The organism is Priestia sp. VA7, assembly GCF_055710015.1.
This window is the reverse complement of sequence record NZ_JBVQPN010000004.1, coordinates 479,916-494,384: the sequence shown is the minus strand read 5'-3', so window position 1 is coordinate 494,384 and position 14,469 is coordinate 479,916. Positions and strand designations below refer to the sequence as shown.

General features: G+C 38.1%; 16 protein-coding genes. 5 read left to right on the top strand and 11 right to left on the bottom strand.

What is annotated here, in order from left to right; all coding sequences use genetic code 11:
* Window positions 1-367: 367 nt before the first annotated feature.
* The 3 genes from AC0C45_RS20345 to AC0C45_RS20335 form a co-directional block, all read right to left on the bottom strand.
* The gene (locus AC0C45_RS20345) at window positions 368-565 is read right to left on the bottom strand and encodes a hypothetical protein (protein WP_047931596.1); all 198 of its coding nucleotides are present in this window, start codon (window positions 563-565) and stop codon (window positions 368-370) included.
* Window positions 566-680: 115 nt separating this feature from the next.
* Window positions 681-1,109, bottom strand: a complete 429-nt coding sequence (fosB, locus tag AC0C45_RS20340; RefSeq protein ID WP_171777290.1) for a metallothiol transferase FosB — start codon at window positions 1,107-1,109, stop codon at window positions 681-683.
* Window positions 1,110-1,176: 67 nt separating this feature from the next.
* Window positions 1,177-1,788, bottom strand: coding sequence for a LysE/ArgO family amino acid transporter (locus AC0C45_RS20335; protein ID WP_257063525.1), 612 nt, complete (start codon window positions 1,786-1,788; stop codon window positions 1,177-1,179).
* 103 nt (window positions 1,789-1,891) lie between these two features.
* Between AC0C45_RS20335 and AC0C45_RS20330 the strand changes: the two genes are divergently transcribed.
* Complete coding sequence (locus tag AC0C45_RS20330) at window positions 1,892-3,334, top strand: aminotransferase-like domain-containing protein (protein ID WP_328252792.1); 1,443 nt, start codon at window positions 1,892-1,894, stop codon at window positions 3,332-3,334.
* Here AC0C45_RS20330 and AC0C45_RS20325 read toward each other — a convergent pair.
* From AC0C45_RS20325 to AC0C45_RS20310, 4 genes are all read right to left on the bottom strand, one after another.
* A complete protein-coding gene (locus AC0C45_RS20325; RefSeq protein WP_016763977.1) occupies window positions 3,325-4,401 on the bottom strand; it encodes a HAMP domain-containing sensor histidine kinase in 1,077 nt (358 codons plus the stop codon). The two genes, AC0C45_RS20330 and AC0C45_RS20325, sit on opposite strands and share 10 nt — an antisense overlap.
* Window positions 4,398-5,078: a response regulator transcription factor gene (locus tag AC0C45_RS20320; protein ID WP_013083012.1), complete on the bottom strand. Its 681-nt coding sequence runs from the start codon at window positions 5,076-5,078 to the stop codon at window positions 4,398-4,400. The genes AC0C45_RS20325 and AC0C45_RS20320 overlap by 4 nt, the downstream gene beginning before the upstream one ends.
* An 11-nt stretch (window positions 5,079-5,089) precedes the next feature.
* Window positions 5,090-5,653 carry a class I SAM-dependent methyltransferase gene (locus AC0C45_RS20315; RefSeq protein ID WP_171777293.1) on the bottom strand — a complete coding sequence of 188 codons (564 nt, stop codon included), beginning with the start codon at window positions 5,651-5,653 and terminating at the stop codon, window positions 5,090-5,092.
* A gap of 380 nt (window positions 5,654-6,033) precedes the next feature.
* The gene (locus tag AC0C45_RS20310; RefSeq protein WP_237893956.1) at window positions 6,034-6,753 is read right to left on the bottom strand and encodes an SDR family NAD(P)-dependent oxidoreductase; all 720 of its coding nucleotides are present in this window, start codon (window positions 6,751-6,753) and stop codon (window positions 6,034-6,036) included.
* 197 nt (window positions 6,754-6,950) lie between these two features.
* On the opposite strand from AC0C45_RS20310, the gene AC0C45_RS20305 reads away from it, so the two are divergent.
* A complete protein-coding gene (locus AC0C45_RS20305; protein ID WP_013083009.1) occupies window positions 6,951-7,577 on the top strand; it encodes an FMN-dependent NADH-azoreductase in 627 nt (208 codons plus the stop codon).
* A gap of 358 nt (window positions 7,578-7,935) precedes the next feature.
* Here the strand turns inward: AC0C45_RS20305 and AC0C45_RS20300 are convergent, their stop codons facing one another.
* The gene (locus tag AC0C45_RS20300) at window positions 7,936-8,703 is read right to left on the bottom strand and encodes a TrmB family transcriptional regulator (protein WP_013083008.1); all 768 of its coding nucleotides are present in this window, start codon (window positions 8,701-8,703) and stop codon (window positions 7,936-7,938) included.
* 122 nt (window positions 8,704-8,825) lie between these two features.
* Here AC0C45_RS20300 and AC0C45_RS20295 point away from each other — a divergent pair, with 122 nt between their 5' ends.
* The 3 genes from AC0C45_RS20295 to AC0C45_RS20285 all read left to right on the top strand — a co-directional run bounded on the left by AC0C45_RS20295 (window position 8,826) and on the right by AC0C45_RS20285 (window position 11,465).
* Window positions 8,826-9,599 carry a sulfite exporter TauE/SafE family protein gene (locus AC0C45_RS20295; protein WP_013083007.1) on the top strand — a complete coding sequence of 258 codons (774 nt, stop codon included), beginning with the start codon at window positions 8,826-8,828 and terminating at the stop codon, window positions 9,597-9,599.
* Between the two features lie 163 nt (window positions 9,600-9,762).
* Window positions 9,763-10,428 carry a hypothetical protein gene (locus AC0C45_RS20290; protein WP_237893955.1) on the top strand — a complete coding sequence of 222 codons (666 nt, stop codon included), beginning with the start codon at window positions 9,763-9,765 and terminating at the stop codon, window positions 10,426-10,428.
* A 146-nt stretch (window positions 10,429-10,574) separates the two neighbouring features.
* The gene (locus AC0C45_RS20285; RefSeq protein ID WP_034652494.1) at window positions 10,575-11,465 is read left to right on the top strand and encodes a PhzF family phenazine biosynthesis isomerase; all 891 of its coding nucleotides are present in this window, start codon (window positions 10,575-10,577) and stop codon (window positions 11,463-11,465) included.
* A gap of 40 nt (window positions 11,466-11,505) precedes the next feature.
* Here the strand turns inward: AC0C45_RS20285 and AC0C45_RS20280 are convergent, their stop codons facing one another.
* The 3 genes from AC0C45_RS20280 to AC0C45_RS20270 all read right to left on the bottom strand — a co-directional run bounded on the left by AC0C45_RS20280 (window position 11,506) and on the right by AC0C45_RS20270 (window position 14,452).
* On the bottom strand, window positions 11,506-11,784 hold the full coding sequence (locus tag AC0C45_RS20280; RefSeq protein WP_223260155.1) for a hypothetical protein: 279 nt from the start codon (window positions 11,782-11,784) through the stop codon (window positions 11,506-11,508).
* Between the two features lie 113 nt (window positions 11,785-11,897).
* Window positions 11,898-13,400, bottom strand: a complete 1,503-nt coding sequence (locus tag AC0C45_RS20275; RefSeq protein ID WP_237893954.1) for an NAD(P)H-hydrate dehydratase — start codon at window positions 13,398-13,400, stop codon at window positions 11,898-11,900.
* Window positions 13,401-13,411: 11 nt separating this feature from the next.
* Window positions 13,412-14,452, bottom strand: a complete 1,041-nt coding sequence (locus AC0C45_RS20270; RefSeq protein WP_237893953.1) for a C45 family autoproteolytic acyltransferase/hydolase — start codon at window positions 14,450-14,452, stop codon at window positions 13,412-13,414.
* Window positions 14,453-14,469: the final 17 nt, after the last annotated feature.

Genomic DNA, 14,469 nt, shown 5'->3' with positions numbered 1-14,469 from the left:
AGATGAACCATTAAAAGCAACAGTATTTTATCTGTTAGTAGCAGCTTTAAAAACCTCTTATCTGCAGTTTTACTAACAATTACTTAATTAATAGACCTTTTATCTGACGCGCAATGAAACTAACTAGAAAAAAAGTAAAAAACGTTTCACTGTTTAGAAAACGGTTATTTACTTTAACATATAATTCTATACTTAGAGTTAATTTGATATTTCAACCCCCTATTTCTGATTCAAAATAATAAATTTACAATTTTTGTAGCGCACTGACTTGTTTTTCTAAAGTGGAAAATTAACCATTTTATTCATAAAAATAGTACTATTTTCAAGAGGAATCTTTTATTTCTCCTGAAGATAGTACTACACTATATTAGATAACCTTTATTTTTGTTTTAATTGTATAATATGTATCTGCTAAGAGTCCTACTGCAAGTCCGCTAATCATCCCGTATGGTAATACACCTGGTATATTTTGATAAAAAGTGCCGATTAACATCGCAGCTAGGATGCCGAAAAGTACGCCTATCACAATATGCGAACCAAACTTCACCTGTTTTGCGGTATACATTCTTCCTCCTCCTCACTTTTTTTCCATTATATCACAACAGCATCGTTTATTTAATGATAACTGAGCGAGGAATGCGAATGTAATAAAACTGTAACCTTATATAACTATTTTAATACTACTCTTCTGGCGAATAAAATGTCATATGAGGCTTTTCTTCTTGATAATACGCTAAACGGTCTTGGAGCGTACCGGTGTGAAATTCAAATTTATGACCGTCCAGATCCGTAAAATAAATAGATTTTCTGTCTCTTTCGTCGCGGTTTCTTCCCGGTAAGATGGTTACATTATGCTGTTTTAACAGTTCTTTTGCTTCGTCAAAGTTTTCAATAGAAATAGAAAACGCTAAATGAGTATACGAATACTGAATGTCTGATCTAGGAATATTTTTTTCTTCGTTTAACGCCAGCCACAGTCCATTCAGACTAAAGTAAGCGGTGGATTTTCCGTTTACTAAAAGTTTCGCTCCTAGCACTTTCTGATAAAATATGATGGATTGTTCTAAATTTGACACAGAAAAGCACACATGATTAATTCCTTGAATCATCTTTACCCCTCGCTTTCTAGAAAAAAGTACTTCTTTCTATTACATACCTTTCCTTTTACCATCTATTTTACTGAAATAACATACTTTTTGCCATGTAAAGAGCTACTCCCCAAATCATACATGCAGAAGCCTTATTCACCCAAATCATTATTTTCCCATTTGAATTCATTTTTCCTACTGCTTTTCCTGCAAAAGCTAAGGACAAAAACCATATCCATGAAACGGATATTGTCACCAGCGTAAAAACCCACTTTTCCTTTCCGCTGTACAGTAGAGAATTTGTTCCAATCACGCCCATAATATCCATCAGCGCGTGAGGATTTAGCAGAGATACAGAAGCAGCAAATAAAATTTGTGCTTTCACCGTCATTCCTTCCTTTACTGACGTTTTTGACGGTTCGCTCTTCCACGTCACAAAGCCCATATACGCTAAAAAAAGAAGACCTATTCCAAAAATAAGCGTTTGAAAAAATGAAAAAGCAGCGGCTGCTGCTGAAACTCCCAGCACTGCTACTAGAATTAAAATCGTATCACAAACAGAAGCCGTGAAAACTACGGGAAGCGCCTGTTTGAACGTTCGTTGATTGGCTCCTTGATTAAAAACAAACACATTTTGTACCCCTAAAGGTAAAATCAAACCGAATGCTAACAATAAAGCATGTATAACCACTGTAAACATGTTGTTCTCTCCTTTCTCTTTTATACTACAATTGACATCCCCTGTTGTCTCCATCCAAGTTTTGATTTATAATACCAACCAAATTATAAAAAGGTGGTCTCACATGAACTGGACTCCAGATCCGGCTGATAAAAAGCCAATGCACAAACAAATTCAAGAGTATATGAAAGAGAAAATCATAAATGGAGAGTGGCCTATTGGAACTAAAATTCCTTCGCAGCGCCATTTAGCTGCTAGCTTTTCTGTAAATAGAAGCACGGTGGTGACAGCAACCGAAAACTTAATTGCTGAAGGACTGCTCAGCGGAAACAAAGGCGGTGGCACCAAAGTTATTAACAATACGTGGAGCTTACTAGCATCAGGTTCTCACATGAACTGGAATTCGTATGTAGAAGCAGGAATATACCGACCAAATTCTCCGACTATCCGCCATATTAACGACGCTGAATTTCAACCGGGCATTATTCGTTTAGGAACTGGAGAGTTAGCACCTGACCTGCTTCCTTCCCATCAGCTTTCGGAACTATTTAGCGGAATTAATCATAGAAGCGTACACTTGGGCTACGAGCACCCAAGAGGAAATGATGAACTCCGACAAGAGTTAGTCAAGCATGTAAAAAAACGAGGCATTGAAACTTCTCCTTCATCTATTTTAATTGTATCCGGTTCACTTCAAGCCCTTCAGTTAATTTCAATCGGCCTGCTGCCTCCAGGTGCCAATATATTAGCTGAAAAGCCTTCTTATCTTTATTCTCTACCGTTATTTCAGTCCGCACAAATGAAAATAACGGGCGTTTCGTCAGACGAAGAAGGAATGCATTTAGCTTCATTAAAAGACCAGCACGAAAAAGAAAAAGGTACAGCTTTATATACAATACCGAACTTTCATAACCCCACCAATGTAACGATGAGTGAAAAAAGGCGCCAAGAGCTGCTTCGCCAGTGTGAAAGAATGCATTTGCCTATTATTGAAGATAATGCTTACGGAGAGCTTTGGTTCCATTCACCGCCTCCACTTTCCTTAAAAGCTCAAGATAAAAATGGAATGGTTCTTTATTTAGGAACGTTCTCTAAAACATTCAGTCCAGGATTTCGAATTGGATGGATTATAGGGCCTGAACATGTAATTGAACGATTAGCTGACCTTAAAATGCAAGTTGACTACGGAGCCAGTTCCTTATCTCAATGGGCTGCTGCTGAAGCTCTCAAAACCGGACTCTATGACAAGCATGTGGCCAGCGTACGCTATAAATTAAAAGAAAAATGTCAGCAAACACTGGCTATTCTAGAGAAATATTTGAAGAATCTCGCTGTGTGGAATGCTCCGAGCGGTGGTTTTTATTTTTGGCTTACGCTGCATAAGCCTGTTTCGATGCGGAAGTTATTTAAGCACTGTCTCGACGAAGGAGTTCTTTTAAATCCAGGCGCATTGTATGACCATGAGACTTCACAGCATATCAGAATATCCTTTTCTTATGCGATGCTTGCAGAATTTGAATACGGCATCAAAATAGTCGCAAAAAGCCTTAAGAATCTTTACAAGTGATTCTTAAGGCTTTCTTGTGTTAACGGCAGCTTTATAAAAAAAGTGAGCTTATTATGCTGACGATCCGCTCGTATCTCTCCTTGATGCAGCTGAATAATTTGTTTTGCAATAGCCAGTCCTAAACCTGAACCATTCGCGTCCGTTCTTGATTCATCACCTCGATAAAATCGATCAAACAACTTTTCTACCTCAATTTTTTCACTGATGTTAATGCTGTTCCTAAAGGAAATAACTATGTAACCCTCGTCAATCTCCTGATTCACCTCTAATAAGGAAGGCTTTTTGCTGTATTTCTTGACATTTTCAAGCAAGTTTTGAAATACTCTTACCATTTTTTCCACATCAATAAATGCATTCCATTCACAAGCAAAGTTAGTCTGAACATCAATGCCTTCTCTTGTTAAAATTGGCTCGTACTCTCCTATTACCTGTTGAAGCAAACGTTTCATATCGACCTCATTTCGTTGAAGCTGAAGATCAGGACTCGTTAATTTTGTATAGTCGAACAATTCTTCTATTAAATCAGTTAAGTATTTTGCTTTTGAATCAACAATATATAAGTAGCTATATAATGTTTCATCATCCATACTTTCTCTTTTTTTGATTAAATCTAGGTACCCCACGATGGATGTTAACGGCGTACGCAAATCGTGAGATACACTGGATATTAGCTGATTTTTCACTTGCTCCAGCTCTCGTTCACGATCAAATTTTGTACGGAGCTGCGCAGACATTTTGTTAATGTTTTGGCTTAATTCGGCCAGTTCGTCTTTTCCTCGTACATGGATGGTTGCGCCTAAATCTCCATTTGAAATTTTTTGAACTTGTTTAGAGATTTCTTTCAGATAACGAATATGAGAACGAATAAGTGCTAAAAAAACAAAAACAAAGACCACAACGGCGATAAAGAAAAGTCCAAACGCCAATACATTATATGCAGGGACATTCATTTTCTCTTCTTGTATATACCTGCTCAAAACAAGCCTAGCAATTAAAATAAAAATTAAATTGGTAGCCAAAAAACTTATAATGATAGCAAAAAGAAGCTTTACACTTATTCTTCTCATATTCTGTATCCTACGCCCCATATGGTTTTAATATAAATTGGCTTTTTCGGATTATCCTCAATTTTTTCGCGAATCTTTGTAATATGAACCATTACGGTATTATCCGATTTAAACGCATCTTCTTGCCATACGGCTTCATATATTTTCCCCATACTCATCACCGTTCCTTTGTGGCGTACCAGCAGCTCTAAAATATCAAACTCTTTTGGTGTTAAACGAATCTCTTGGCCGCGCACAAAGACAAGCCGGGTGCTGCGGTTAATTTCCAAATCGCCAATTTGAATAATATCGCGCTCAGCACGTTCATTGTATTTTTTATAGCGTCTAATTTGTGATTTTACTCGTGCGATGAGCTCGAGAGGATTAAATGGTTTTGTTAAGTAATCATCTGCGCCTGCTGTTAACCCAGAAATCTTGTCCATATCTTCTGACTTAGCCGACAGCATAATAATGGGCATGTTTTTTTCTTCACGTATTTTAAAAGCAGCATCGATTCCATTCATCTGCGGCATCATAATATCTAATATAATTAAATCTACTTCTTGTTCCTCTAAAAGCGCTAATCCACATACAGCATTAGAAACTTTCAGCGCTTCAAATCCTTCATTTTCTAAGTAAATAGCAATTAAATTACGAATTTGCTCATCGTCATCTATAATTAAAATTCTGTCTTTCATTTACAAACTCCTTATATCTGATTCTTTTCGCATGTAAAAATATATGCAGGAGGAACATTTCTCCACTCTTTTTCCACTTTAATCTGAGGGAAAAAAGAGCGGATCAGCTGTTTTTTAAAATTCGTATACTGAAACGTAATAAATTTCCCTTCCTCCGCTAATACGCTGCGCGTGTTTTGCAAAATACAGTCCGACACTTCAGACGTTAAAGAAGCAAAAGGAAGACCTGATAGTACGTAATCCACTTTTGGAATATCATACTGTATCAAGTACTTTTGAACATTTTCAGCGGATCCGTGTATCACATACACATTTTTTTCATCTCTTACTTGTTCCTTTACTTTTTCGTAAAAATGCCGATTGTATTCGATAAGAAGCAAAGTTGTACAAGCGCTTCGTCTTCTTATTAATTCACGGGTAAAAACTCCGGTTCCTGGCCCGTACTCTACTATACAGCCTGCATGTTCAAAATCAATCCCTTTTACCATTTTTTTCGCTAAGTGCGTAGAGCTCGGCAAAAGTGCGCCTACCGTTCGCGGCTGGTGAAAATATTGATACATAAAAGCTAAATTCATTTTCTATTCCTTCTTTCTATTCTTTCTTTCTAGAATAGAAAAAAAATCTAAAGAAACGTTAAGTAAATTTCTTAAGAATTCTTAAGAAAACAAAAAGGAGGATGGGACATAACGGAATTAACCCAATCTAAAGACGAGCAAATTGGATTAATAAACTCATATGGATTGCTCTTGACACCGCTGTTGATTTCCATGCAAGACTTCGCTTTCCGCGGGAGTCTTCACCTTGCCCTCCAATCAACAGCTAGAAGCGGTGAAACCAACGTTCATAATAACAGTAAAAAATCCGAATGGTCAGTCAATAATATCGATTGATCATTCGAATTTCTCCTTAACTAAAATATTTTTGTCCAGCCTCGATTACTCGTTTAAAAGATAATTTATCGTAAATAACATCCGCTATTTAAATCGAAGGTGGCTCCTGTATAATGTTTTGCTTGAGGGCTCAGTAAAAAAAGAACCGTATCTGCCACATCTTGAGGCGTAACAAAGCTTGGAATCAGCTGATGAGCGATGTATTCATTTTTGCGCCACTCTGGAATATTTTTCATCATATCGGTATTTACCATTGTAGGTGCTACGGCGTTCACCCGGATATAAGGAGAAAAATTCATTGCACAGCTCTTAGTTAATCCTAGTATTGCTGCTTTAGACATTCCATATATAGCATCGGAGCTTCCTTCCATTCCTGACACGGACGATATATTAATAATCGCTCCTTCTACTTCCTTTTTCATTAATAATTCGCCAAAGTACTTGGAGAAATAAACATATCCTTTAATATTAATATCCATTACAAAATCTATTTCATTTTCTTCATAGTCCAATAAATTTTTCCCTAAATACACGCCTGCATTATTAACTAACCCATACAAGCTTTTATCTTTTATTTGATAAAAAAGATCTTTTACATCGTTGCCTTTTTTAACATCTACTACGTGTGTTTCAATATGGCCCTTTGTATCTTCAGCTAGCTGTTTCAAAGCTCCATCGTTAATATCACAAGCAATAACTGAATAGCCCTTCGACACACACTCTTTTACAATTTCTTTGCCAATTCCAGAACCTGCACCCGTAACGATTATCCATTTTTCTTTCATCTCGACACCTCTTATTCACTTCTATTAAACATACTTGTTATGTAAATATTCAAACATTTATTATACCATTATTTTCTATATAGACATCCCTTTCTTGCGTTCTTTTTTAGCTTTCCTGACAAAGCGCGTATAGTTTTTTATAGGAGTGATAACGATAAGACAGTACATTATTCCAAACAAGAAAGAGATGATAAGACGTGGCAAAAGTACTTTATATTACAGCTCATCCTCACGATGAGTCTCAATCATTCAGTATGGCAACTGGAAAAGCATTTATCGATGCTTACAAAGAGCACAATTCAAGTGACGAAGTTGTACATATTGACCTTTATAAAGAAAATATCCCTCATATTGATGCGGATGTATTTAGCGGCTGGGGCAAACTTCAGTCTGGCTCTGAACTTTCTTCTCATGAACAGGAGAAGGTCAATCGCCTTGCAGAATTGAGCGAACAGTTTGTATCAGCGGACAAATATGTTTTTGTAACGCCTATGTGGAACTTTTCGTTTCCACCGGTTATGAAAGCCTATTTAGACTCTGTAGCCGTAGCGGGTAAGTCATTTAAATACACGGCAGAGGGTCCGGTTGGGCTATTAACGGATAAAAAAGCGCTTCATATTCAAGCGCGCGGAGGCATTTATTCTGAAGGGCCTGCAGCTGATATGGAAATGGGGCATCGTTATATTGGGATTATGATGAATTTCTTCGGAGTACCTTCGTTAGACGGCATTTTTGTGGAAGGGCATAACGCAATGCCAGATAAAGCCCAAGAAATTAAAGAAAAAGGAATAGCAGAAGCAAAAAAACTTGCCCAAACTTTTTAATATAAAGAGGCTGTAACAAAAATATTTTAATTGAAGGAAGATCCGAACGAGGACTCGAGACTCTTAATGGAGCATCAACTTTGTTCGGATTTTTCTGTTGGTAGGACGAACGTAGCTTTCATTCATGGTGGCTGCTTCCAGTAGTTAATTGGAGGGCAAGGCGAAGACTCCTGCGGGAAAAGCGGAACAGATGAGACCCCACAGGCGCGTAAGCGACGAGGAGGCTCATCGGCCGACCGCGGAAAGCGAAGCCTTGCACGGAAATTAACTGCGATGTAACAACCCATTCATACTAGATCATTTATCCCGTTTGTTCGTCTTTCGATGGAAGTGATTTCGTTATGTCTAAGTCTCTTTTCTACGCAAAAAAACTTTCTCTTTCCTTTTCGATCCACCTGTCCATTTCTCTATCACTTTTTTCTACAAGTCTGTTAACGAGAATATCATGCCAAATATAATTTTCAAGTAAATTAATGTTGACTGCGTTATTTGTATAGTACGCCATTTCTTTATGACCATAAATCATTTCACTGCTGTCAACAGATATAATAAACCAGTTTTGATTCCCAATGTTTTCGGTATAGCTTGTATGGCGGTGCCGGTCAAATTCCTCCATCGCTTCATCTTGTTCAAACACAATTCCTTTTAGTGTGACGCTCTCCCTTAGCTGTAATAAAAGAGGCTTCAACTCATTATAAATATCAGGCCAAAGCGAGATGACAATTTTATTTTTTGCTTTTAACAATAGCGACTCACAAAAAGCAAGAATGGCTCTTTCTCCTTTCATCGTCATAACCCGGCTTTCTTCTATAGACTCTGCAGCTTCAAGACGTTTAAGCGTTTCGCTAACGCCTTCATACGTTTCGTTCCATTTTTTTTGCAGCGAATGCAAAAAAGCATCGACGGGCAACGACGTGTACTGGGTGCCATCATTACTCTCTTCTTTTAACACCATGCCTTTTTCCTCTAGTGTTTGTAAAATATCGTATACACGCGCCCTTGGCACACCTGAATGTTTACTAATGCTATAAGCAGTGGAAGATCCTTTTTTGACAAGCGTCACGTATACTTTTGATTCATACTGATTAAATCCAAGCGACTGCAGCTGCTGAATAATATTTTCCATAAAGGAAACCTCCCTGTTTTTTAAGTTATTTGAAATTTTTATCATTTACATATTTACAACTGCTTTTTATATAGTTACTATTTAAGTAGTCACTATATATTATGACATGAGGAAGGTGCTTTATGGAAGAATTAAGTTTACAGATTGTTCTTTTGCTTTTACTATTTGGTTTTTTAGCCGCATTCATTGACTCTGTAGTTGGCGGAGGCGGTTTAATTTCAACGCCTGCTCTTTTATTTTTAGGCCTGCCTCCCGCTGCTGCCTTAGCTACAAATAAATTAGCCGGAACGATGGGCGTATTAACGAGTACCATTCGATTTGTAAAATCCGGAAAAGTCGACTTTCGCGTCGTAGGTAAATGGTTTCCTTTTGTATTTATTGGTTCTTTAGGTGGTTCAATCACCGTTCATTTTCTATCCTCTGCTTTTTTGAAACCTGTTATTTTGATTCTCCTTGTTTTAGTTGCTATTTATACAATCTTCAAAAAAAACTGGGGCACCACGTCTACGTATAAGCCGCTGTCTATTAAGAAACTTATTTTCTTTACCGCACTTATTTTTATTATTGGCTTTTACGATGGATTTTTAGGAGCAGGCACAGGTTCATTTATTTTATTTGCTTTTTTATTTATGGGATTTGATTTCCTGCAGTCAGCAGGCAGCGCAAAATTTTTAAATTTCGGCAGTAACTTAGGTGCTTTGCTTGTGTTTTTATATTTCGATTCTGTTGTATTTTCTTACGGATTAATTATGGGGGTTGCGATGATCGCGGGTTCTTTTGTCGGGTCAAATGTCGCCCTATCAAAAGGCGTGACGTACGTCCGAACGCTTTTTATCCTTGTCACTTTAAGCCTTATTAGCAAAAACATATTTGATTATGTAAATCAGTACAAATAGATCAATGGTTTCTTTAGAACTATAACAATGAACCTATATATCTATTAGATTAATAAAACCACCTCTTACTATTTTCTTATTTTTGGGTAAATGTGTAAAAAACACTAAAATTTTTGTATACTGGTCCATGTTGTTTTACATAATTTAGAAGTATTATACAGAGGTGAACATTTTGTTTAAGAAATTCAGATTTTTATGGTTTATCTTGTTGATCTTTGCACTTATTTTTGTTAAAAATACGTTCTTTTCTTCTTCAGAGAACGCCGCTGAGACGCTAGCAACGTCAGATGTTCCACAAGCCGCAGCTACTTTCAAAGAGGGGAACAATCAGCAGGACGGGGTCATTATTCAAAAATATCGCAAACAGCTAGATGCAGCACAGAAAAAAAACGACGAAAAAGCTACTAAAGAAATACAAGAAAAAATTTATGAAGATGGAAGACAGGCGGCACTAAACTTTCTACCGCGCAATAAATTTCAAAGAGCTTTTTCTCAGCCTTCTAAAAAATCGGCCGATGACATTTATAACTTTCTAATTGCCCAAGTAGGGTTTGGAGGATATGATTCTCTTTATCAAGAAGCAATAGCTGCAAAAAAAGAAGCAGCTTCTTCTACTGACGAATTAAATATGAGTGGCATTCAAGCTAAAACCGCTGCACTTACATACGGCACACTAGCACAAAGAGAGCAGCTGCTTGTTACAAGTCTTGCCTATGACTTAAGCAGCGTAGGCGTCATTTCTTCCGATACAGCTAAAGATATTGATAAAAAAGCTACTCATATGCTAGAAATTAGAAAAGAAGGAATAAATGCCGCGATGCAAGAATAGTTTTGCGAAGTGAAAAGCAGCAGGTAAAAACTACTGTTTTTTTATTCTAAATAACGTTCACGTACTTCCCTATTTTAATAGGCGATCATTTAATAACACACTGGGTAAAGCTTTCATACAATGATATAAAAATGGAGGTAATTTCTATGAAAGAAGCGACTGTATATCAATACGACGCGTTTAGCACGCTCCCTAATAAAGGAAATCCTGCAGGAATTGTGTTTAACGGAGATGATTTTTCAGCTGAAGAAATGCAGAAGATTGCTTATCAAGCACAGTTTAACGAGACGGCTTTTATCATGAAGTCTTTCCGCGCTGATTTACGAATTCGTTACTTTACGCCCGGACAAGAAGCAGATTTGTGCGGCCATGCGACCGTCGCTTCTCTTTATGCTTTACATAGTAAAAATAAACTTCCCAAAACTACATTTACAGTGGAAACAAATGCTGGAATTTTGCCGATGACGGTACAGAGCAGAAACGGACAGCCTGTTATCACCATGAGTCAAGCTTCTCCACAGTTTCATCCGTTTTCAGGTTCAAAAGAAAAACTGGCAAAAGCTCTTAATCTTCATATTGATGACCTTGATCAAACACTTCCTATTGTATATGGAAGCACAGGAAACTGGACGCTTCTTGTACCTTTAAAAAATTTAGATGCCTGTAAAAAGATGAAGCCTAATCAAGAAGATTTCCCTCATATTTTAACTGATATGCCAAAAGCATCTATTCATCCCTTTTGTTTTGACACGATCCATCCAGAAGCTCATATGCACGGAAGACATTTCTCTTCACCATTTTCGGGTACGGTAGAAGATGCTGTAACGGGAACAGCTTCTGGCGTAATGGGCGCCTATTATGCGAGATATGTGGATCAACAAAAAACCGACCGCTGGCAATTTGTGATTGAACAAGGGCAGGAAATAGATAGAGATGGCTTCGTTCATGTAGAAATCACAAAAAAAGAGAATACGTATGGTGTGGTAATCGCAGGAGAAGCTGCCTATGTAACAAAGCAAATCGTTTCTCTTTCTTAATAAAAACGTGTCCGCCTGTTTGGCGAACACGTTTTTTTGTTTAATAAATAATAGCCTGTACGCTCATTATTGTAACGGTTAAAATAAGAATCACGTTCCCTATAATTAACCACGGCTTTGCGCTTCCTCTTCTACCTTTAATAGCCGTGATTAGTCCAGCAATGGGCAATAAAGCCATAATGATGACCCAAATTTTACGAAGAATGCTGGAATCCAAATAAAAACCAAACTGCATCATCGCAAATAACACGACTGTAATAAGGAAGAAAAGTGTAGGCACGGCTAAATGAATGCCTCTTGGTCTCATTGAGTAGTACACAACATCACTTTCTTTCTATGTAAAATCTTACGTAAAATAACGTTATCATTTACACAGAGTTTTGACAACTTTTTGAAGGATTTTGTCAACAAATTTTAATAATCCAGAAGAAATTACTTCTCATTCAGCTGGCCGCAGACTGCCGGAAGTGCAGAAATAACGTCGCTTGCTAACATATCTATCATTGTATGCCCCTGATCGAGCAGCATATCCGCTGCTTTTCCATGAACATATACCGCATTGCTTATTGCTTCTTGCAGAGAATCATGCTGCATGATAAAAGCGAGGATGATCCCTGTTAACGTATCACCCGTTCCGCCTTTCGCAAGTCCTGCGTTTCCAGTGGTATTTACATATTGTTTTCCGTCAGGTGTTGTAACAATCGTGTTTGGACCTTTTAATACAAGGTACACACCATTTTCTACTGCGTATTGTCTAGATATTAAAAATCGATTCTCTTCTACTTCTGAGATTGATGTATCCACGAGTCTAGCCATTTCTCCCGGATGAGGTGTTAAAATCGTTGCGTGTTCTCTTTCTTTTACTTCTTTCATCAAATCTGGCAGATGAAAAAGAGCATCTGCGTCGATTACAACAGAAACCGGCTGTTGAAGCACTTGCTCGACAACTTTCTTCGTTTCTTTCGTTCTCCCAAGCCCCGGTCCCACTGCAATTGCATCATACTTCCCTTCTTCTAAAGGAATCTCGCCTGCAAAAAATCCATCTTTGCTTGGACATGGCTTGTACATCACTTCCAGCATGTGAGCAGCTGCAATCGCATGAATATCGCTCGGAAGCGCAAGCGTTAAAAGTCCTGCTCCACTTGTGAGCGCTGCTTTTGACGTTAGCATCGGCGCTCCGGGTGTTTGAAGTGAACCTCCTATTACGATTCCTTTTCCATGTGTACCTTTATTAGACGAAGCGTTTCGAATGGGAAAAGATTGTTTAATATGCTGAGCTGACCATATCTCTTTAAGAGATGAGCTTTTTTCAATTGCTAGCGGCGGAATACCGATATCTACTACAATCAATTCACCGTAACTTTCTTTGCTCGGGTATGTAAATGCTGTGACTTTCGGCTGCTGAAGCGTAATCGTAGCATCTGCACGTACCGTAAGCTCTTGCTTCTGTTCCATTACTCCACTTGGGACATCGATGCTGTATATGTAAGCATTAGAATCGTTTATTTTTTTTATAATGTCATCGTAAGGAGATTTGATGCTGCCTTTTACGCCTATACCTAATAAACAATCAATAAGAACCGTATACTTTTTCACAGAGAAGTTGTCTCCAGCCGATTGCCACGTGAACCCAGCATTTTCATAGATGATCATGGCTTTTTTAGCCGCGCCTTTTATTTTTTCCCGTGCAGGAACTACCCACACGTCAACTTCATAGCCTTTTGACTTCAAAGCACGGGCAATAACAAAGCCGTCTCCTCCATTGTTTCCCGTTCCTATAAGCAGCCCTATGTTTTCATGTTTTTTGATTCGCTCACTCAGCGCGTTGGCAGCAGCCTGCCCGGCATTTTCCATAAGGGACTCTTCACTCATCCCAATTGTATTCATCACATAATCATCCACTTGATACATCTCTTGATTCGTTACAATTCTCATTATGCTGCTCCTTACTGAAACGGAAATGGTTCATCTGTATTTACCGTTCCTTTTATTTTCGTTATAGTTAATTGTTCTCCTTTCACCCAATCTTCAAACGAGAAAATGAGAGGCTTTGCTTTTCGTCCAATCCCCACAATGACTTGCAGCGTCTCCGGTACATATGCTACTGTATGAAGCGTTCCAGCAGAATTCCGGTAATCTTCTTTAAAAATACCGTATTCATCTTCATTAAATAAAGAAAAAGCTTCAAGAGGCGATAGCTTTTTTTCAATATGATCTCGAATATGATCGAGCCTTTTCTTTGACTCTACCAAATGATGACGATTTTCTTCGACCAGCTGATTAAAATGGTTCGTACACCCCATCATCGTCCCTCTTTGTACATGAACGCCTCGTCCAGATGCTTCGACTACTGCTCCCTGTCCACTGCGGTCATAAATGGAATAATTAAACGCATGACGATGCGGTGCTCTTTCTAAAATAGCAACAGCCTCTTCTGTCGTTTCACATGTTTCTAAAATAAACCGAGCGAGCGTACAGCAAATAAATCCGTTTGTTTGACGGCGGCGATTAACAAAATGATAGCCAATTGCCAGTCCTTTTTCATTCATTCCATCCATTCGCCCAATCATTCTTGTTCCAAATCCGACGCTTGCATATCCTTCATTTGGCTGAAAAAGCAAAAATCGACCTTCGTACGTTTTAGGATGATAATCATAGTTTCGTACATACACGCCGTGCTGCATAAGAGCCGAACATCCCGTTTTTTTCCACTCTTGCTGATACCCGCTGTACTCATGAATAACGTCTTCAAGAGGCCAATCTAAGCCTTCTGCTAAGCCCACTAGCTCATCCCACAGTCCCCGAGCAAATAAGTCGTAATAATGACGAGCTTCTTTTACTATCGTTTGATAGCTTCGTAATGAACGTTTTCTTCTTTTTTGATGATTTTCAAACAGCTTTGTCCCTTTATGTAATTTCCCTTGCATTTCACCAAGCTCTCGGTAAGAGCCCCGCCCTTGAATAACTTCTACCTGTATTTCTTTCACTTCTATCACTCCAATTT

Excerpts from the sequence above, each read along its gene's own strand:
- AC0C45_RS20325 (WP_016763977.1), bottom strand. The coding sequence starts at position 4,401 with ATGAGAAGAATAAGTGTAAAGCTTCTTTTTGCTATCATTATAAGTTTT.
- AC0C45_RS20345 (WP_047931596.1), bottom strand. The coding sequence starts at position 565 with ATGTATACCGCAAAACAGGTGAAGTTTGGTTCGCATATTGTGATAGGC.
- AC0C45_RS20320 (WP_013083012.1), bottom strand. The coding sequence starts at position 5,078 with ATGAAAGACAGAATTTTAATTATAGATGACGATGAGCAAATTCGTAAT.
- AC0C45_RS20275 (WP_237893954.1), bottom strand. The coding sequence starts at position 13,400 with ATGAGAATTGTAACGAATCAAGAGATGTATCAAGTGGATGATTATGTG.
- AC0C45_RS20335 (WP_257063525.1), bottom strand. The coding sequence starts at position 1,788 with ATGTTTACAGTGGTTATACATGCTTTATTGTTAGCATTCGGTTTGATT.
- AC0C45_RS20330 (WP_328252792.1), top strand. The coding sequence starts at position 1,892 with ATGAACTGGACTCCAGATCCGGCTGATAAAAAGCCAATGCACAAACAA.
- AC0C45_RS20300 (WP_013083008.1), bottom strand. The coding sequence starts at position 8,703 with ATGGAAAATATTATTCAGCAGCTGCAGTCGCTTGGATTTAATCAGTAT.
- AC0C45_RS20285 (WP_034652494.1), top strand. The coding sequence starts at position 10,575 with ATGAAAGAAGCGACTGTATATCAATACGACGCGTTTAGCACGCTCCCT.
- fosB (WP_171777290.1), bottom strand. The coding sequence starts at position 1,109 with ATGATTCAAGGAATTAATCATGTGTGCTTTTCTGTGTCAAATTTAGAA.
- AC0C45_RS20295 (WP_013083007.1), top strand. The coding sequence starts at position 8,826 with ATGGAAGAATTAAGTTTACAGATTGTTCTTTTGCTTTTACTATTTGGT.
- AC0C45_RS20310 (WP_237893956.1), bottom strand. The coding sequence starts at position 6,753 with ATGAAAGAAAAATGGATAATCGTTACGGGTGCAGGTTCTGGAATTGGC.
- AC0C45_RS20315 (WP_171777293.1), bottom strand. The coding sequence starts at position 5,653 with ATGAATTTAGCTTTTATGTATCAATATTTTCACCAGCCGCGAACGGTA.